Raw genomic sequence first — 16852 nt, 5'->3', positions numbered from 1 at the left:
AAACGCGATGGCACGGCCGGATTTTCGGCGCAGGAGCAAGACGTCTACAGCGAAGATCCTCTTGATGAGGAGCAGGAACTTTCGCGGCGTGGGGGCTTCGAACGTTGGTGCGATTGTGTTTGCACGGAGTTGGGGCCGCCAATGAAGGCGTCCTCATATCAGCTATTCCGATTGCTCACATTGCAGTTGTTCAGCGACCTGCAAGACGCAAACGAGGAGATCAGAGGTCAGGGGCGCCATCGCCTTGGCCGTCTTGGAGATCGCTACCACCCGGCGACGTAGCGCAGGTCGCTCAATGTGAACCTTGCGAAGCCCATAGTCGGCGAGTAGCTTGTCGGGGATCCGTGACGGCAATATGCAATTGCCGACCCCGGAGGAAACAAGCTTGAGCATCGCGTCTATGGTTTCTGCTTCGGCAACATAGGTCGCCTGCAACCCGGCGCTATGAATCATCCGTCTGAGAGCGTAATGAGCCGGAAAGCCGACCAGGCGCAGATTGAGGGTAGAGAGATCCTGGGGCGTGTTCAGAGGACTGCCGTTGAGGACGACCAATGCCATTTCGTCCTGGAACAGCGACCTCGATGTCAAGGTTCCGCAGTCCACAGCGGAGTCATAGACGAACCCCAGATCCGCCTTGCCATTGTCGACCAGAGCTACGACTTCGGGCGAACTGCGGCTCAGAAGCGAGAGATTCACATCCGGGTGGGTACTGACGAATAGCGAAACCACTTCAGCGACGAAGTAGTAGCTGAGCGTATGGACCGTCGCCAGCCGGACGGTACCGTGAGTTACTCCTTGCCGGCGCACGCTGTCGATAGCCCGATCGATTTCTCTGAAGGCTGGCGCCAGGGCGTCATAGAGTCTCGTGCCGGCCTCGGTGAGTTCAACCCCACGTCCCGTTCGAACGAACAGTGATTGACCAAGGTTCGATTCGAGCGCAGCCAATTGCTTGCTCAATCCGGACTGTGTTTGGTCAAGCTTGTCGGCAGCTTTTGATAGCGAGCCCAGCTCCGCTATGCACAGGAAATACCGCAGCGGCCGGTCAAGTGTTTCGATCGCCATGGTGTTCTGTGGGTTAGTAGTTGTGTGCGTGATCGAATTGGCAGCCGACCTGCCATGGGGCCGACCAGCCGTCCGGGCTACGCTCGCCGCGCTGCACCATTATCGACAGAGTCATGGTGCAGCAGAACGTATTGCCGAGTCGAGGTCGTCCCAGAGATCGTCCGCATCCTCGATGCCAACACTGAGCCGCAGGAGCGAAGGTGGAAGGTGACCCTGTCCCGGGATCGTAGCCCTTCTTTCCATAGTCGACTCCACTGCACCGAGACTGGTGGCGTGGCGGATGAGCTTGACTTCTTTGCAGACGCCATCAGCAACATCAGCTCCTCCACGCATATCGAACGAAATGATGGTCCCGAATCCCTTGAGCACGTGCTTGGCAGTCGCATGCGTCGAATGCGAGGGCAAGCCTGGATACCGGACTCGGGTGATCAGCGGGTGTGCCTCAAGCCGTTGCGAAAGCAGCATGGCAGTTTGCTGGGCCCGTTGTAGGCGAATCGCGAGAGTTCTTGCGCCGCGGACGGCAAGAAAAGCTTCGAGCGTTCCTGGTGTCGCGCCAGTCAACTCGCGGGACTTCCTGAGGGCGTGCCACAGCGCGTCGTCTTTTGTCGTGGCGACCCCTGCCAGTAAGTCGGAGTGGCCGCCAATGAACTTGGTTGCCGATTGCAGAGACACTGTCGCGCCGAAGTCAAGCGGCCGCTGATTCAAGGGCGTGGCGAAGGTGTTGTCCACTGCCACGATCGCCCCGGGCTTGCGCGGAGCTGCGCAAATAGCCTCCAGGTCTGCGACGGTCAGCAGGGGGTTGGAGGGCGATTCAAGCCAGATCAGGTCAGCGACGCTGCAGGCGTGAATCCAACCGGCTGTGTCGTCCACCGCCACGCGCTGCAAGGACCAACGCCCTCTTTCAGCGCCTGCTGCCGCCAGGCCTGCAACACCTTGATAGCAGTCATCTGGTAGCACGACAACGGCACGAGCCGCAAGCTGATCAAACACCGAGGCAATGGCGGCCATGCCTGAGGCGAACGCGACGGCCTTACCAGACTCAAGTCCGCCGACAACTTCCTCGAGTGCTTCCCAGGTCGGGGTGCCATCATCACGCGAATAATCGCGCCCGCTGCCGATGATGAAGTTCGAAGCGGGGATCGGCGGTACGCTCAACGGAGCGCCGGGCTCGGAGGAGCGACCTGCCGTCACGAGCCACGATTCCGGCTTGATTGCAGACGGGTGCTTTTTCATTCTCAGTATCTCCAGAAGGTTTGTGGTGCGGAACTATTGATGCGAGTTCCGTTGGATCCCATGGCCATTGCCCATGTTGGTATCGATCTGGTCACGAACGTGCTTGCGGTGCACAGCGTTGATGATGCAGGCATGCCACGGTGTGCTCGCAGGCTTGCACCTGCACCGAGGCAGACTACGCCGAGCTTGCCAGTTTGAGGCCGACGATGCCGGCGACGATGAGCCCTAGTACAGTGACACGTAAATAACGGAACATGAATACACTCCATCCATCCCCGTTGGGGTTACGAAGGAGTGTTCATGCGCCAGACCGAACTGCATTTGACCGAGAAGGATCGGTCGGTCATCGAGGAGATTCGAAGCAAGGGAATTCATCATTCGCGCGAAGTGAACCGGGCGCATGCGCTGTCGTGCCTGGATCGCGGGATTCCCGAGGCGCAGATCATGGACGTTCTGGGGATCGGACGCACTGCGCTGTGGCGCACCCGGTCGGCATACCTGCAAGGGGGCGTCGATCTGGCCGTGTTCGACGTTGCACGCTCGGGTCGGCCGCGACAGTACGACACCGATGCCGAGGCGCGAGTGACGGCGCTGGCATGCTCGGCTCCGCCCGAGGGTCGCCAGCGCTGGACGATCGTCGAACTCGAACGTGCCGCGCGCCAGGAATTGGGCCTTGGCAAGGTCAGTCGGGAAACCGTCCGGCGCATGCTCAAAAAAACGATCTCAAGCCCTGGCGACGGCTGATGTGGTGCATCGGCACGCTCACCGAAGAGTACCGCTGTCGCATGTACAACCTGCTCAAGCTGTACGCCAAGCCGATGCGCGTCGACGAGCCCGTGATCTGCATCGACGAGAAGAGTCTGCAGCTCGTTGCTCATAGCCGCGAACCGTTGCCCATGGCGCCGGGCGAGGCGGCCAAGCTGGATTACGAATACGTGCGCAAGGGCACGACCAATCTGTTCGTGGCGGTCGAGCCCAGGGCGGGACAGCGCGTCGTCTCGGTCACCGATCACCGGGGCAAGGCGGACTTCGTCGGCTTCGTCCAGGCACTTCTCACCGACACGTATGCGACGGCGCGCCGCGTTCACCTCGTGCTGGACAACCTGAACATTCACTTCAGGAAATGCTTCGACGATGTGTTGGGAACGCGCGCGGCCAGCACGCTGCTGCGCCGGGTGTGCTTTCACTACACGCCCAAGCACGCAAGTTGGCTCAATATGGCAGAGATCGAGATCGGCATCCTCACGCGCCAATGCCTGAACCGCCGCCTCCCAAGCCAGCAACTTCTGCGACACGAAGTCGATGCTTGGCAAACAGATCGCAACGCGCTGCGCCGAACCATCGAGTGGAAGTTCACCCGACAGGATGCAGATCACAAGCTCGGACGTCATTACGTTTCGAAACTTACGTGTTGATGTACTAGGCTGAGCAGCCGACCGGGTGCTGCGGGTTCTCCGAACAGGATGATGCCGAGGATTGCCGTGCCGACGGCCCCGACTCCTACCCAGACGGCGTAGGAGGTGCCAACGGGTAGGGACTTCATGGCGATTCCCAGTAGCACGACGCTGATGACCATGGCAGCGATCGTGAAGATGCTTGGCCACAACTTTGTGAACCCATCCGTGTATTTCAGGCCGATGGCCCAACCCACTTCAAGAAGACCAGCGACAACCAGAAGCATCCACGCCATATGAGACTCTCCACTGCAGCGGCGATCCAGACGCCGCATCAGATCGACTTCGTCACTGCTCTTCCGCGCCGAGAATCAGCGGACGCAAGTGCTGATTGGGTTCCGTCAGCGAGCGGGTGAGGAATGCCGCCATCGCCATAGGAACGGACGACCTGTGCGATGACCACCTGATAGCCGTTGAGCCAAAGCGCTTGCCGCTGCTTTGCGGCGATGTGTGCCGGGTGCTTCATGAGCTCCTGAAGCGCGTCCATCGTTTCCCAGTAGTACACGTTTGAGATGAGTCCTTTTGCATCATTCTCCCAGCTCTCTTCGCCGCGGTAGCCGGGGATGGATCTGGCAATCTGGGCAATGACATTGTCCAGGGCGTGGAACTCGTCGTCGAACTGGCCTTTTGCGAAAGTGAAGGTGGCTGTGTACATGGCTTGTGTCGCCCTAACTCTTTGCGCTGGCATTGCGCATCAATCCCGCCAGTTCCTCGTGCCCGCGCGCATTCAACGTGTCGGCGGCGCTGAGGCGATCGCGCGCTTCCCTGTTCTGGCTGAGCTTGGCCTTGCCCACCAACGACGTGATGGCAATCTCGATGCCCACGATGTTGCGCACCAAGCTGTCGATGTACTCGGGCGCTGAGTCGCCCATCTTCCAGGGCCTCGGCTCAGTTGCCTCGTGCCGCCGCGTCAGGCGGGCGATGATGCGGCGCACGAAGCGCTCGTCGTCGTGCACTGTGAGCACGCCGTGCGCGTGCACCACCTGGTAGTTCCAAGTCGGCACCTGGCGGTGCGCCTCGTGCTTGCTCGGGTACCAGCTGGGTGAGACGTAGGCCTGGGCGCCGCGAAAGATGACCATTACTTGGGTGCCTGTGGGGCAGCGCTGCCACAGCGTGTTTGCGCGGGCGAGATGGGCCGAGAGCAAGCCATGCGTTCCCACGTCAGGATCGAACTCGAACGGGAGGTGATCCGCGTCCAGCCCGGTGGCGCTTTGCGTGACCAGCGCGCCCAGCGGGTTCTCGCGGATGATGCGGTGCAGTTCCTCAGGTCTTGTTTCGGCAAAGTGCGATTGGATGTACATGAAGGTGAGCGGTTCTGAAATGGCGCGAGCAGCCGAACTTTCGCGCGGAACCGGCACAATTGGAAGGTCCAGTTTTTTTCCTTTTGCATGGACCAGTTCCCTATTCCACCTGGCCAGGGTTCCGGTTTCAATGGAGCTGGACGCCGCATTTGCGAGTTGCTGCGCTCTCAGATCGCCGATGGGACGCTCCCTGCGGGCGCGCGGGTACCGTCCACCCGTGCCTTGGCGGCCGATCTCGGGGTGTCGCGCACCACCGTCACGGCCGCCTATGAGCAGCTTGCGGCCGAGGGCTTCCTTGTCACGTCCGTCGGGCGCGTTGCCCGGGTCGCGAGCCCGCTGGCGGCGGCTGCACCATCTGACTCGGGAACGAAGCGGCGCGTTAGGGCCGCGCCATCTCTTTCCGCGTTCGGCCGCCGCGTTGCGGGGATCGAGATGCCGGGACTTGCCCCTGCAGAACCGTGCCGCGTCGACTTCCTGTATGGTGCGGTGGCTGCTCGCGACTTTCCCGCACTGGTCTGGAGGCGCGAGTACCAGGCCAAACTGCGGCACCATCAACGCAGTCTGTACTACGTCGCGCCCGAAGGTGACGCGTCGCTGCGCCGCGCACTGCAGGGTTACCTGAGGCGCGCGCGGGGTCTCGCCTGCGACGCCGAGCAGATCCTTGTGGTGCATGGCTCCCAGCAAGCCATCGACCTGTGCGCAAGGCTGCTGCTGGATCCCGGCGATGCCTTCGTCTTCGAGGAGCCTGGGTACCTGATGGCGCGCCGCTGCTTCGAGGCCACCGGCGCCAAGCTCTTGGCGATCCCAGTGGACGCTCAGGGCCTGGACACCGCCAGACTGCCCCGGGACGATCGCACCCGTCTGGCGTACGTGACGCCATCGCACCAGTTCCCGCTGGGGGGCGTGCTGCCCATCGGCCGGCGCCTGGAACTGCTTGATTGGGCGCGAAGACACCGCGCCTGGGTGGTCGAGGACGATTACGACGGGGAGTTTCGCTATGGCCAGCGCCCGATCGACGCGCTGCAGTCGATCGACACCGACGGCCGCGTGATCTACGTAGGCACCTTCTCCAAGGCGCTGTCGCCGCAACTTCGACTCGGCTACCTGGTGCTGCCTCCCGAACTGGTGCCGGTGTTCCGGCAGGCCAAACGGCTGGCCGACCGCCATGCGCCCGTGCTGGAACAGCGCGTGCTGGCGTCGCTGATCGACAGCGGCGTCTACGAGCGTCACGTGCGGCGCACGCGTCGCGAGCACGAGCGCCGCCGTGCGGCGCTGCTCGATGCCATTGCGCGCCACCTGCCTGGCGACGCTGGAGTCACCGGTACGGCAGCCGGGCTGCATGTGGTGCTCTGGCTGCCTTTCCTGCGGCCGCAGGACGAGCCCGCGCTGGTGGATGCTGTCCGCGGCAAGGGCGTGGGCGTCTACCCGGTGTCGCCGCTGTTTGCCAAGCCGCAATCGCCCCTGCAACCTCGGCCAGCTGGACTGATTCTGGGATATGCCAGTCTGACGGTTGAAGAGATCCAGCAGGGGATGCGTACCTTGGCTGCGGTGATTGCCGCGCGGGGTTCGGAGCCGAATAGCAGGTGAGAAGTAGGCTCGGCTGGATCCGGCGCAAGACCCGTTGCTGGACTGCACATCGCATCTGATGTCCGGGAACAGTCGAGTCTGGTCAACCCCGATGTGCAAAGGCGTCGCCGTGAAGCCGGCGGCTGCACAGGCTGCATGAGAGCCACCCCTGCGGTACACGAATCGCCTCACCCTGAGTGTTGACGGCGGTAGACGTGCCTGGGTCGTCAAAGCGAGGAGGGCGAGCGCTGAAGCTCGCGGTACAGCGTCGCACGGCTGATGCCGAGCCGGCGTGCGGCCTCGTCCTTGTCCCCGGCGGTCTCCGCGAGCGCCTTCCGTATGCAGACATCGCGCTCGCGATCGAGGTGTGCCTGCAAAGTGGTCGTTACCGGGGTTCCGCGCTGGCCGGTACCGGCCCGCTGCTGCTTCGCAGCGGGCGCAGCCGGCAGCCCGGCGTCGCCCGAAACCAGGAAACGCAGCAGTGTGGCTTCCAGCTGGTGCACGTTGCCCGGCCAGTCGAAGGCCAGCCATTGCGCGCGCACCGACGGCGGCGCGCGGCGCCCCGGCAGGCCCTCTCGCCGCGCTATGCGCTCGAGCAGCTGCTCGGCCAACCACTCCAGGTCGTCGCGCTCGCGCAGCGCGGGCATGCGCACGCCGAGCACATTGAGCCGATAGTACAGGTCGGCTCTGAACTGACCGGCGTCCACCCCCTACGCCGTGGCCGCGTACAACATCGGCAAGGCACTGGTGCCGGAGATCGAACTCGGCGAGGCGGCGTTCTCGTTCAGTGGCCTCGCGCTGGTGCTGATGATACTGATGGTCTGGGCTTGGTCGGGGCGCCGCCAATGATTCGCTGGCCTGCCTTCGACCGGAGTGCCGTCTTCGCCGCGCAGGTCGACCCCGCCGATGGCGTGAAGGCTCGGGAAGTCGAGATTCCCCACGGCGCTGGCATCTTCCGGCCGACGGCCCGATTTCAGATCTTGTGGAAAGATATTTGACCCGACCGGAGTACGGCAAGGCACCGCCATTGCTGGAGCAACGGGCTTACAGGTGAGAGTCTACTCAGGTCGGATGCCATCGAAGGCGCTCTGCAGGAGTTGTCTGATCTCGCCGCGCTGTGTCAAGCCCGCCGCTCGCGGGTTCCAGTACGGGTTGTTCACAACGAGATCTGCGGCACGGTCAAGGTCATTCTCCTCCATGCCGACGTCCCGCAGCGCCACCGGCGCCCCATTGTCTCGCGCCAGATCGAACAGACCCGCCGCGGCGCTGCTCTGCTGTGCTAACCCAAGTGCGCGCTGGATGCGGGACATGGCTTCAGGCACCACCGGCGCGTTGAAGGAGATGGCATGAGGCAACACCACCGTGTGCACCTCGGCATGGGGCAGGTTGAAGCTGCCGCCCAGGGTGTGGCACAACTTGTGATGCAGCGCCATGCCCACGCCGCCCAGCACCGTCCCGCATAGCCACGCGCCATACAGCGCATCCCCGCGCGCATCGAGATCGTCGCTGCGCCGACGGATGGCCGGCAGTGCCCTGGCCAACGCGCGGATGCCTTCCTCGGCCATCAGGCTCATCACCGGGTTGCCGTCGCGCGCGTACAGACCCTCCGCCGCGTGCGCAATCGCGTTCATGCCACTGGTAACACTCATGGCGACAGGCAGCAGCAGCGTCAACTCAGGGTCGTAGATGACCGTGCGAGGCAGCACACGCGCGTCCTTGCCGGTCTTCTTCAAGCCGCCCTCAGTGATGCCGAAGATCGGCGTCATCTCGCTTCCCGCATAGGTCGTCGGGATTGCCACGATGGGCAAACCGGAATCCAGCGCGATGGCCTTGCCCAGTCCGATGGTCGAGCCTCCGCCGATGGCTACGGCGCAGTCCGCGTCCAGGCGGCGCGCCTCCTCACGGGCCTCGCGCGCTGTCTCGATGGGCACGTGCATGACAGCGCGCGCGAAAACGCCCGCCGCGCGGCTGCCAAGACGCTTGGCCACGCGCTGCGCCTGACCCTGCTGCTCGGGCGTGGACAGCACGAGCGCGCGGCGCGCCCCGAGCAGTTCGATCTCGCGCTCCAGATGCGCCAGGGTCCCGGCGCCGAACACCACCCGCGACGGCTGGCCGTTGTAGACGAATTCCTTCATGCGATCCCCAATGCATCGTGCTCAGCCCAGGCTCAATCGGCCTGGACTTCGTAATCCACCTGATGCCTGGCGATGCGGACGCCAGCCAGCTCGTCGCGCACCCGCAGATGTTCCGGATGCATCGCATACGCGGCCAGTGCTTCCCAGGATTCGAACTCGCTGTACAAGACGACGTCGCAGGCATAGTCAACTCTGCTTGCATCCTTGCCGACTTCCAGGTGGAGCAGCCCTGGAACACGGCCACGCAGGCCATGGAAGCAACTTCGCAGACGCTCGATGTTTTCCTGCTTCTCCTCGGCCGTGGCGCCTTTCACGTTCCACATCACGATGTGCCGGATCATGATGCACCCTCTATGGGTCGCAGCGAGGGCGGGTGATCAGGCATCCGCAGCGCCCTGCTTGGCGGGGTTCAGCACGAAGTCGTACTCAACGATATAGGAGCCGTCGGATTGCTGCTTCCAGTCGGCGATCAGCGATTGACGCACACCGAACACGGCGTCCGAATCCAGGTACCGATCGTCGCTGCGGAACATGTGCGTGATCAGCTTCTCGTAGCCTTGCGCCTCGATCAGGAAGTGCAGGTGCGCGGGACGCCAGGGATGTCGGCCGGTGGCCTGGAGCAGGTCGCCCACCGGGCCATCATGCGGAATGGCATAGGGGACTGCCAGGATCGAGCGGAAGTGATAGCGACCCTCACTGTCGGAGTGCACGATGCCGCGCGCCTGTGCATGGCCGATCTCCGGGTGCTGCACGTCGTACAGGCCGTCCTCGTCCGATTGCCACACATCCATGTGCGCGTTGGCGACCGGCTTGCCGTCGATGCCGCGCACGGTGCCGCGCACAAGGCATGGGAGGCCGCGAGCGCCGTTGGAAATGTCCGCACCGAGCTCGTAGTGCGGCGCCCCTTCCACGTGGAAGGGTCCGAAGACGGTTGCCTCGGTGCAGCCTGCTGGCTTGCCGTTGTTCTGTGCCACCGTCAGCATCGACAAGCCCAACACGTCCGACAGCAGGATGAACTCCTGGCGTTTGTCATCGGTGATGTGGCCGCAACGGGTCAGGAACTCGATGCCCTTGAACCACTCCTCCTCGGTCAACTCCACTTCGCGCGCAAAGGCGTGCAGGTGCTTCACAAGACTGTCCAACACGCGCCTGAGCCGCGGGTTCGCCGTCTGCGCCTGCCGCGCAAGCACGGCTTCGGTGATGGTGTGATGGTCGAGATTGCGCATGATCGCTCTCAGTCCAGCTGCAGCTGGGCCCGCTGCGCGACCGTACCCCACTTGGCGAAGTCCTCCTTGCTGCGCAATTGAGCCTCCTGCGCACTGAACCCCTCCACACGCAGGTCCATCTCTGCCAACCTGGCCTTCACGCCCGGGGCTTGGAGCGCGGCACGCACGTCGCGCTGGATTTTCTCGACGGTAGCGACCGGAAGGCTTGCTGGCGCCATCAGCGTCTCGAAGAAGGTCGCGTCGAAGCCGGCATGTCCGCTCTCAGCAACCGTCGGAACGTCAGGCAACAGACCCGATCGATCCTTTCCGGAGACGGCAATTGCCCGCAGCCGCCCGCTCTGGACATGGGGCAGGACGATGGAGGAGACGATGAACCCACAGTCGACGTGGCGCCCCATCACGTCTTGCGCGGCGGGGCCAGGACCTTTGTAGGGAACATGGGTGAGTTTGGTTCCGGTCGTCGCTAGCAGCATTTCCATCGTCATGTGGCTCGGTGTCCCTGCACCACCGGAGGCATACAGCCGCGTCGACGGGAGCTGGACGAACTTCCCGAACGACGTGATCTCGGCGGCTGGATTGCACACCAGCGTTTGGTTGAAGCTGGCGAAGTAGGTCACGGGCCTGAGCGAAGCCCGCAAATTGAAGCTCAGCTTCTTGTACAGGTGGGGGTTGATGGTGAGGATCGTGTCCGGTCCCACGAGGAGGGTGTGCTCGTCCTTGGCCTGCGCGACTTCTCCGGCGGCCAGATTGCCTCCCGCGCCTGTCTTGTTCTCGATGACCACCGGCTGGTTCCAGGCGGCCTGAAGCGCCGGCTGTATCAACCTGGCGATCACGTCACCCGGTGTCCCCGGCGGAAATGCCGCTACCAGCCGGACCGGCTTGGCAGGCCAGGCCTGTGCGAAGGCCGAGGGCGCGATGCCCAAGGCCATTGCAAGGGCCGAAAGCCGAAGCATCTGGGCGATGGCTTTCATGCCGGATCTCCTCTCGTCGCATCGACGGAAATTGTTGAAGGTGTTGAAGGTTTTGAAGCGGCATGCGGCGCCGCGCCGCTCGGCCTGCCGGTGACGCGAGACAGCACGCCTGCCGCATCGTCCGGGGCTGCACCGCGCCACGCGACGATCTGGTCCGGCCGAATCAGTGCAAGCGGCGCTTCATAGAGTTCGCGCAGGGAAGCCTGCGGCAGCCGCACCACGCGCAAGTCGATCGCCAGCGTACGGGCCGCGGCTTCGAAGGTCTCGGTAGCGGGTGAATCGGGCCCCAGCGCCAGCAGGGTCCATTCGGCGTGGAATAGGTCGAACAGCGAGCGCCCGTCGTCCAGCCAGGCGTGCGGTGGCCGGCCGCCGGGACTGGCGGTCGGCGTGTAGGCATTCGGCTCGTCGGGCGGTAGCGCAGCGCCGTCGCCGACGACGATCGGCGAGCCGTCGTATCGGCCGCCGAAGGTCACTCCTGGGATATTGAACTCGAGGCGGGCATGCTCATTGAAGTGCAGGCCCGCGAGTCGACGCTCGGCATCCCCATGCACGGAGGCTTCTTCCAGCTCGGGCCTTGCCGCGAAGAGCCCCACCGAGTCGGCAAACTTTCGTGCATAGCCCGTGTTGCGTTCGGCCAATGGCCTGCGCTCGGCCTCGTAGCTGTCCAGCAGCGCCAGCGGCGCCTGGCCGCGAATCACGTTCGCCAGCTTCCAGCCCAGATTGACCGCATCTTCGACGGCGGTGTTGTAGCCCAGCCCACCAGTGGGCGTGAACAGGTGAGCCGCGTCCCCTGCGACGAAGACACGGCCCTTTTGGAAACGCTGGGCCACCAGCGCGTGCCCGGCGAGCCAAGTGCCCATCGAGAGGATCTCAATCGGCACCTCGAGGCCCACCGCCTCGGCAAAGACGCGGCGCGCATCGGCCTCGGTCCAGCCTTCGGGGTCTTCGCCGGGACGCAGCGCCGCATGGAACGCGTACTCGGATACGCCGTCCACCGAGGCCATGAAGGCGCGCCGTTCATGGTTGACCGCTACGTACATCCAGGCCTTGGGATGGTGCAGTACGGAGAGGAAACGGGGCGCGCGCAGGTAGATGGCAAACATCTTGCCCCCCATGAACTCGCGCTGGATGCCGGTGACGCCGCCCCACTCGATACCCAGCTGTTGCCGGACCAAGCTGCGCGCGCCGTCGGCACCGATCAGGAACTTCGCGAGTACGTCCTGCGCCGGACCTCCGTCGCTGGGCTGCACCGTGGCGCTCACCGAACCACCGTCATCGCTGAACCGTTCCAGCCGCCAGCCATAGCGCACATCGGTGGACGGCCAGGCCTGCGCATGGCGGCGCAGGGCTTCCTCGACGAACTTCTGCGACACGCGATGCGGCAGCTCGGCCGCACTCCAGGACCCCGTCATAGACTTGATCTTGACCGTGGCCTCGGCGGCCGTAGGCAGGCTGATGCGCGCCAGTTCATGCCCGGCGAAGCGTGTGAAGTAGGCGATGTCCGTCGGGTGGTCGGCGGGCAGTCCCAGCGCACGGATCTCATGCGCGAAGCCCAGCCGGCGGAAATGCTCCATGGTGCGGGCCTGCGTTGCGTTCGCCTGCGGGTTGAAAGCTGTGCTTGGCTTGGCGTCGACCAACAGGCAGCGGATGCCACGGCGACCGAGCTCGTTGGCGAGCATCAGGCCGCAGGGGCCGCCGCCGACGATGAGGACGTCCGTGGCGATGAGGGGAGGGTGGCCGGTGGCAGGCCGGGGAGTGGCGATCATCGGCTATCTTTCTTCTTCATGCATCAGTCGGCGCGAATGCCGCGCTCCCGGATCACGGCGCCCAAGCGCTTGAAGTCGGCCGCGCCCTTGTCGCCGAAGGCTACAGGCGTCAGAGGCTCCGGCACGTTGCCGAGGGCTTCGATGCGTGTCCTGACCGCCGGTCTAGCCAGTGCGCGGTTGACTTCGGCATTGACCCGCTCGATGACGGCCGGCAGGGTGCCGGCAGGGGCGTAGAGGCCGAACACGGCATCGGCGTCGAGGCCCTTCAGCCCGAGTTCGTCGAGCGTCGGAACCTCCGGCATCTGGGGGGCCCGCTTGAGGCTCGCCACCGCCAGCATGCGCAGCTTGCCGGTCTTGACGTGCTGGATGCTGATTCCCGGATCGAAGAGGAAGTCGATCTGGCCGCCCAGCAGGTCCGTCAGCGCGGGTGCCGCGCCACGGTACGGCACGTGCACCGCCGTGGTCCCTGTCCGTGTCTTCATCATTTCGGCCGCGAGATGGGGCGAACTCCCGTTGCCGGGCGAACCGAACGATCGCTTGTCGGGGTTCGCCTTCAGGTCGGCGATCAAGCCCTTGAAGTCCTTGATCGCGCTGTCGGCACGAACCACCAGGTAGAACGGCACGCGTGCAACGGACGCGACCGGGACCAGATCCTTCGCCGGATCGAAGGGCATCTTCGCGTAAAGGTGCGGATTGATCGACACCATGCCGCCGGAACTCATCAGAAGCGTGTAGCCATCGTGGGGTGACTTGGCGACGAACTCGCCACCGAGGTTGCCCCCGGCGCCGCCCTTGTTCTCGACTAGCACCGGTTGCCCGAGCGCTTCCTGCAGCGGCGCGCCGATCGCGCGGGCCAGCTGGTCGGCCGCGCCGCCGGGGGCGAAGTTGGCGATGATCTTGATCGGCTGCTTCGGCCAGTCCTGGGCCTGGGCGGTGGCGCACGGTCCGAGGCCGAGGGCCAGCGCCGCGGTTGCGAGCAGGGATTTCATGAGCTGTCTCCTGCGCTTCATCAGAACGGATAGTGGCGGTCGGTGGTCTGCACCGTGAGCCACCGCAGTTCGGTGAAGGCGTCGATGCCGGCCTTGCCGCCGAAGCGGCCGTAGCCCGAGTCCTTGACCCCCCCGAAGGGCATCTGCGCCTCGTCGTGCACGGTCGGGCCGTTCACGTGGCAGATGCCCGAGTCGATGCGATTGGCCACCTCCCAGGCGCGGGCGATGTCGCGGCCAAACACGGCTGCGGACAGTCCGTAGGGGTTGTCGTTGGCCACGCGCACCGCTTCGTCGACGCCGTCGACACGCACCACCGGTTTCACGGGGCCGAAGCTCTCTTCATGGTAGATGCGCATCTGCGGTGTCACATGGTCGAGCAGCGTCGCGGGCATCAGCGTGCTGTCGGCCTTGCCACCACAGACGAGTTTCGCGCCCTTGGCGAGCGCATCGTCGATCAGCGCGTTGCAGCGCTCGACGGTGCTTGCATCGACGACCGAACCCAGCACCACCGGCCCCTTGCGCGGATCGCCCAGCGGCAGCTGCGTGGCCTTGGCGGCGAGCCTGTCGACGAAGGCGTCCGCGATGCGGCGGTCCACGATGATGCGCTCGGTGCTCATGCAGATCTGGCCGCTGTTGGCGAAGGCGCCGAAGGCCGCACCGTTGACTGCGGCATCGAGGTCGGCATCGTCCAGCACGACGAGCGGGGCCTTGCCGCCCAGCTCCAGCACGGCCGGCTTCAGGTATTTGGCGCAAGTCAGCGCGATGAGCCTGCCGACGCGGGTGGAGCCCGTGAAGTTCACCCGGCGCAGTGCCGGGTGCGCCACGATCGCTTCGACCACATCGGCTGCATCCGCCGGTGCATTGGTCACGAAGTTGACGACCCCGGGCGGGAAGCCCGCATCCTTGAACGCCTCGACGATCAGGCCGTGCGTGGCCGGGCTGAGCTCCGAGCCCTTGAAGACCACCGTGTTGCCGCAAGCCAGTGGTGTGGCGATCGCACGCACGCCGAGGATCACCGGTGCATTCCATGGGGCGATGCCAAGTACCACACCGGCCGGGCGGCGCAGGCCCAGCGCCAGGCTGCCAGGCACGTCGGAAGGGATGACCTCGCCGCCGATCTGGGTCGTCATGCCGGCAGCTTCCTGCAGCATGCCGGCCGCCAGATGCACGTTGAAGCCCGCCCACGGAGCGGCAGCGCCGGTCTCCGCTGCCATTGCATCCGTCAGGGCCTGCGCCTTGGCTTCGATGGCGTGTGCCGCCTTCAACAACAGCGCCCTGCGTTCGCCCGGGCCGGTGCGGGACCAGGCCGGAAATGCGGCAGCGGCTGCCTCGACCGCGGCCACAGCGTCAGCTGTCGTGGCGGCGGGTGCGATGGTGGCCACCGTACCGTCGAGCGGGTTGCGGCGTTCGAATGTGGCATTGTTCTCGGCCTGCCGGGACTCGCCGTTGATCAACATCGAAATCGTGCCCATGGTCTGGTCTCCTTAGTAGTTGGGGAAAAAGTGAAAAAACGTCAGGCCACTTCGACCTCGACCAGCATCGGTGCAGTCGAGTCCAAGGCCTGGCGCAATGCCGGACGCAGCTGCTCAGCCGTTTCGACGCGCAGCCCTTTCATGCCTTGCGCGCCAGCCAGCGCAACAAAATCGAGATCGGGCAGGTCGGTGCCCGGAACATGCTCGTCGGGCCGGTAGCCGAAGATGCGGGCGAACTCATACAGCGCCGCGTAGCGGCGGTTCTTCAGGATCACGATCGTCAGCGGCAAGGCCAATTGCGCTGCACTCCACAGCGCCTGGATCGCGTACATCGCCGAGCCATCGCCCACCAACGCAATGACCCGTGCGCCGGGCTTGCCCAGTGCCACCCCGACCGCAGCCGGAAGGCCATAGCCCAGGCCACCGCTGCACATGGTGTAGAAGGTTTCCGACTCGAAGATCGGTAGATGGCCGTGCATGATCGGCCGTGCGCTGGGCGCTTCCTCGACCACGATGCTGTCGCGCGCGCGCAGATCGGCCAGCGTTTGCAGGACCCACGCAACCGGCAGGCGTTCGTCGGGCGCAGGCTCTGCAACGCGCGATGGCCGCAGATGGGGAGATGGTGGCGCACGATGCCGTGGCGTACTCTGTTCGAGCAGATCCAGCAATCCGAGGCGGATGCTGCCGACCACGGAGGTTCCTGTTGGTGCCCAGGCCGCGACCTGGGGATCGTCTGTGAGCTGCACCAACTCGGTCCCCTCGGGCAGGTGCGGCCCGTGGCCCGGGACATGGTAGGTGAACGCCGGCGCACCGAGCGCGAACACCAGGTCGTGGCCGGCGAGCCGCTCGACGATGCGCTCGCGCATTGGCGGCAGAAAGCCTCCCCACAGGGGGTGATCTTCCGGGAAGCTGCACCGGCCCGACATGGGGGCGACATAAACCCGCGCGTTGTGCCGCTCGGCCAACTGGACCGTCTCTTTCCAAGCCTCATCGCGATCGACCGCAGCACCAACCACGAAGGCCGGGGAGCGGGCGCCATCGATGGCCGCGGCAATGCGCGCGAGAAGGTCAGGATCCGGGCGTAGGTGGCGACTGACCTCGCGTGCATCGACCGGCAGGGTCGGGACGTCCCAGTCGTCCGATGGAATCGAGACCAGCACGGGACCGCGCGGCGGCGTCATCGCGATGTAGTAGGCGCGCGCAATCGCCAGCGGGACGTCTTCGGCTCGCGCCGGCTCGACGCTCCACTTCACGTAGGGCCTCGGCAACTCGGGCGCCTGCGTGGAGCCGAGGAAGGGCTCGAAAGGCAGGATCGACCGCGCCTGCTGGCCGGCCGTGATCACCAGCGGCGTGCGGTTGCGAAAGGCCGTGAAGATGTTGCCCATCGCATGGCCGACGCCGGCGGCGGAGTGCAGATTGACGAACGCCGCGTTGTGCGTGGCCTGCGCGTACCCATCCGCCATGCCCACGACCACGGACTCCTGCAGCCCGAGCACGTAGTGGAAATCTTCCGGGAAATCGATGAACAGCGGCAGTTCCGTCGAACCGGGGTTGCCGAATACGCTGGTCATGCCGAAGGCGCGCAGCAGCCTGAAAACGGCATCCCGCACGGTCAGGATACTGCCCGCCGCGAGGGTTTCTTGCGCGAGCGGCTTGACGCGTTGATCCATGAATGCT

General features: G+C 64.8%; 19 protein-coding genes. 5 read left to right on the top strand and 14 right to left on the bottom strand.

Features of this window, described 5'->3' with window-relative positions:
* Positions 1–162: 162 nt before the first annotated feature.
* A complete protein-coding gene (locus ACSQ9I_RS38600; protein WP_436317550.1) occupies positions 163–1056 on the bottom strand; it encodes a LysR family transcriptional regulator in 894 nt (297 codons plus the stop codon).
* 117 nt (positions 1057–1173) lie between these two features.
* Positions 1174–2295 (bottom strand): trans-sulfuration enzyme family protein, encoded by a 1122-nt coding sequence (locus ACSQ9I_RS38595; protein WP_436317187.1) that lies wholly within the window; start codon positions 2293–2295, stop codon positions 1174–1176.
* A 300-nt stretch (positions 2296–2595) separates the two neighbouring features.
* Here ACSQ9I_RS38595 and ACSQ9I_RS38590 point away from each other — a divergent pair, with 300 nt between their 5' ends.
* The gene (locus ACSQ9I_RS38590) at positions 2596–3039 is read left to right on the top strand and encodes a helix-turn-helix domain-containing protein (protein WP_436317186.1); all 444 of its coding nucleotides are present in this window, start codon (positions 2596–2598) and stop codon (positions 3037–3039) included.
* On the top strand, positions 3039–3710 hold the full coding sequence (locus ACSQ9I_RS38585; RefSeq protein ID WP_436317185.1) for an IS630 family transposase: 672 nt from the start codon (positions 3039–3041) through the stop codon (positions 3708–3710). The genes ACSQ9I_RS38590 and ACSQ9I_RS38585 overlap by 1 nt, the downstream gene beginning before the upstream one ends.
* Here the strand turns inward: ACSQ9I_RS38585 and sugE are convergent.
* From sugE to ACSQ9I_RS38570, 3 genes are read right to left on the bottom strand one after another with little or no spacing between them, the layout of a single operon-like run.
* Positions 3686–3985: a quaternary ammonium compound efflux SMR transporter SugE gene (gene sugE / locus ACSQ9I_RS38580; RefSeq protein ID WP_436317184.1), complete on the bottom strand. Its 300-nt coding sequence runs from the start codon at positions 3983–3985 to the stop codon at positions 3686–3688. The two genes, ACSQ9I_RS38585 and sugE, sit on opposite strands and share 25 nt — an antisense overlap.
* A gap of 38 nt (positions 3986–4023) precedes the next feature.
* Entirely contained in the window at positions 4024–4404 is a 381-nt protein-coding gene (locus ACSQ9I_RS38575; RefSeq protein WP_436317183.1) for an antibiotic biosynthesis monooxygenase family protein, read from the bottom strand.
* 13 nt (positions 4405–4417) lie between these two features.
* Positions 4418–5050: an FMN-binding negative transcriptional regulator gene (locus ACSQ9I_RS38570; protein ID WP_436317182.1), complete on the bottom strand. Its 633-nt coding sequence runs from the start codon at positions 5048–5050 to the stop codon at positions 4418–4420.
* Between the two features lie 87 nt (positions 5051–5137).
* Between ACSQ9I_RS38570 and ACSQ9I_RS38565 the strand changes: the two genes are divergently transcribed.
* Positions 5138–6637 carry a PLP-dependent aminotransferase family protein gene (locus tag ACSQ9I_RS38565; RefSeq protein WP_436317181.1) on the top strand — a complete coding sequence of 500 codons (1500 nt, stop codon included), beginning with the start codon at positions 5138–5140 and terminating at the stop codon, positions 6635–6637.
* 206 nt (positions 6638–6843) lie between these two features.
* Here ACSQ9I_RS38565 and ACSQ9I_RS38560 read toward each other — a convergent pair whose 3' ends face one another.
* The gene (locus tag ACSQ9I_RS38560; RefSeq protein ID WP_436317180.1) at positions 6844–7323 is read right to left on the bottom strand and encodes a helix-turn-helix domain-containing protein; all 480 of its coding nucleotides are present in this window, start codon (positions 7321–7323) and stop codon (positions 6844–6846) included.
* A gap of 10 nt (positions 7324–7333) precedes the next feature.
* Here ACSQ9I_RS38560 and ACSQ9I_RS38555 point away from each other — a divergent pair, with 10 nt between their 5' ends.
* Together ACSQ9I_RS38555 and ACSQ9I_RS38550 are read left to right on the top strand one after the other, a co-directional pair.
* Entirely contained in the window at positions 7334–7465 is a 132-nt protein-coding gene (locus tag ACSQ9I_RS38555; protein ID WP_436317179.1) for a hypothetical protein, read from the top strand.
* On the top strand, positions 7462–7614 hold the full coding sequence (locus ACSQ9I_RS38550) for a hypothetical protein (RefSeq protein ID WP_436317178.1): 153 nt from the start codon (positions 7462–7464) through the stop codon (positions 7612–7614). Before ACSQ9I_RS38555 ends, ACSQ9I_RS38550 begins: the two co-directional genes overlap by 4 nt.
* A 60-nt stretch (positions 7615–7674) precedes the next feature.
* Here ACSQ9I_RS38550 and ACSQ9I_RS38545 read toward each other — a convergent pair whose 3' ends face one another.
* Genes ACSQ9I_RS38545 through mdlC form a run of 8 tightly spaced genes read right to left on the bottom strand, consistent with a single transcriptional unit; the run spans position 7675 to position 16845 of the window.
* Positions 7675–8751 carry a maleylacetate reductase gene (locus ACSQ9I_RS38545; RefSeq protein WP_436317177.1) on the bottom strand — a complete coding sequence of 359 codons (1077 nt, stop codon included), beginning with the start codon at positions 8749–8751 and terminating at the stop codon, positions 7675–7677.
* Between the two features lie 32 nt (positions 8752–8783).
* The gene (locus tag ACSQ9I_RS38540) at positions 8784–9092 is read right to left on the bottom strand and encodes a Dabb family protein (protein WP_436297678.1); all 309 of its coding nucleotides are present in this window, start codon (positions 9090–9092) and stop codon (positions 8784–8786) included.
* A gap of 36 nt (positions 9093–9128) precedes the next feature.
* Positions 9129–9977 (bottom strand): intradiol ring-cleavage dioxygenase, encoded by an 849-nt coding sequence (locus tag ACSQ9I_RS38535; RefSeq protein WP_436317176.1) that lies wholly within the window; start codon positions 9975–9977, stop codon positions 9129–9131.
* Positions 9978–9985: 8 nt separating this feature from the next.
* On the bottom strand, positions 9986–10948 hold the full coding sequence (locus ACSQ9I_RS38530) for a Bug family tripartite tricarboxylate transporter substrate binding protein (protein WP_436317175.1): 963 nt from the start codon (positions 10946–10948) through the stop codon (positions 9986–9988).
* Positions 10945–12714 carry an FAD-dependent oxidoreductase gene (locus ACSQ9I_RS38525; protein ID WP_436317174.1) on the bottom strand — a complete coding sequence of 590 codons (1770 nt, stop codon included), beginning with the start codon at positions 12712–12714 and terminating at the stop codon, positions 10945–10947. The genes ACSQ9I_RS38530 and ACSQ9I_RS38525 overlap by 4 nt, the downstream gene beginning before the upstream one ends.
* 23 nt (positions 12715–12737) lie before the next feature.
* A complete protein-coding gene (locus tag ACSQ9I_RS38520; RefSeq protein WP_436317173.1) occupies positions 12738–13703 on the bottom strand; it encodes a Bug family tripartite tricarboxylate transporter substrate binding protein in 966 nt (321 codons plus the stop codon).
* Positions 13704–13723: 20 nt separating this feature from the next.
* On the bottom strand, positions 13724–15175 hold the full coding sequence (locus ACSQ9I_RS38515) for an aldehyde dehydrogenase (RefSeq protein WP_436317172.1): 1452 nt from the start codon (positions 15173–15175) through the stop codon (positions 13724–13726).
* A gap of 41 nt (positions 15176–15216) precedes the next feature.
* Positions 15217–16845, bottom strand: a complete 1629-nt coding sequence (gene mdlC / locus ACSQ9I_RS38510; protein WP_436317171.1) for a benzoylformate decarboxylase — start codon at positions 16843–16845, stop codon at positions 15217–15219.
* Positions 16846–16852 lie beyond the last annotated feature (7 nt).

It is taken from the genome of Variovorax sp. LjRoot84 (assembly GCF_964254305.1).
In the GTDB taxonomy this organism is placed as follows: domain Bacteria; phylum Pseudomonadota; class Gammaproteobacteria; order Burkholderiales; family Burkholderiaceae_C; genus Variovorax.
Note: the sequence above shows the minus strand (reverse complement) of the source record. Positions and strands in the feature narration are given on the sequence as shown.

Bases quoted from the DNA above. Each gene is read 5' to 3' on its own strand.
- ACSQ9I_RS38545 (WP_436317177.1), bottom strand. From the start codon at position 8,751: ATGAAGGAATTCGTCTACAACGGCCAGCCGTCGCGGGTGGTGTTCGGC.
- ACSQ9I_RS38570 (WP_436317182.1), bottom strand. From the start codon at position 5,050: ATGTACATCCAATCGCACTTTGCCGAAACAAGACCTGAGGAACTGCAC.
- ACSQ9I_RS38520 (WP_436317173.1), bottom strand. From the start codon at position 13,703: ATGAAATCCCTGCTCGCAACCGCGGCGCTGGCCCTCGGCCTCGGACCG.
- ACSQ9I_RS38590 (WP_436317186.1), top strand. From the start codon at position 2,596: ATGCGCCAGACCGAACTGCATTTGACCGAGAAGGATCGGTCGGTCATC.
- ACSQ9I_RS38515 (WP_436317172.1), bottom strand. From the start codon at position 15,175: ATGGGCACGATTTCGATGTTGATCAACGGCGAGTCCCGGCAGGCCGAG.
- ACSQ9I_RS38595 (WP_436317187.1), bottom strand. From the start codon at position 2,295: ATGAAAAAGCACCCGTCTGCAATCAAGCCGGAATCGTGGCTCGTGACG.
- ACSQ9I_RS38565 (WP_436317181.1), top strand. From the start codon at position 5,138: ATGGACCAGTTCCCTATTCCACCTGGCCAGGGTTCCGGTTTCAATGGA.
- ACSQ9I_RS38540 (WP_436297678.1), bottom strand. From the start codon at position 9,092: ATGATCCGGCACATCGTGATGTGGAACGTGAAAGGCGCCACGGCCGAG.
- sugE (WP_436317184.1), bottom strand. From the start codon at position 3,985: ATGGCGTGGATGCTTCTGGTTGTCGCTGGTCTTCTTGAAGTGGGTTGG.
- ACSQ9I_RS38575 (WP_436317183.1), bottom strand. From the start codon at position 4,404: ATGTACACAGCCACCTTCACTTTCGCAAAAGGCCAGTTCGACGACGAG.
- ACSQ9I_RS38530 (WP_436317175.1), bottom strand. From the start codon at position 10,948: ATGAAAGCCATCGCCCAGATGCTTCGGCTTTCGGCCCTTGCAATGGCC.
- ACSQ9I_RS38585 (WP_436317185.1), top strand. From the start codon at position 3,039: ATGTGGTGCATCGGCACGCTCACCGAAGAGTACCGCTGTCGCATGTAC.
- ACSQ9I_RS38525 (WP_436317174.1), bottom strand. From the start codon at position 12,714: ATGATCGCCACTCCCCGGCCTGCCACCGGCCACCCTCCCCTCATCGCC.
- mdlC (WP_436317171.1), bottom strand. From the start codon at position 16,845: ATGGATCAACGCGTCAAGCCGCTCGCGCAAGAAACCCTCGCGGCGGGC.
- ACSQ9I_RS38550 (WP_436317178.1), top strand. From the start codon at position 7,462: ATGATTCGCTGGCCTGCCTTCGACCGGAGTGCCGTCTTCGCCGCGCAG.
- ACSQ9I_RS38535 (WP_436317176.1), bottom strand. From the start codon at position 9,977: ATGCGCAATCTCGACCATCACACCATCACCGAAGCCGTGCTTGCGCGG.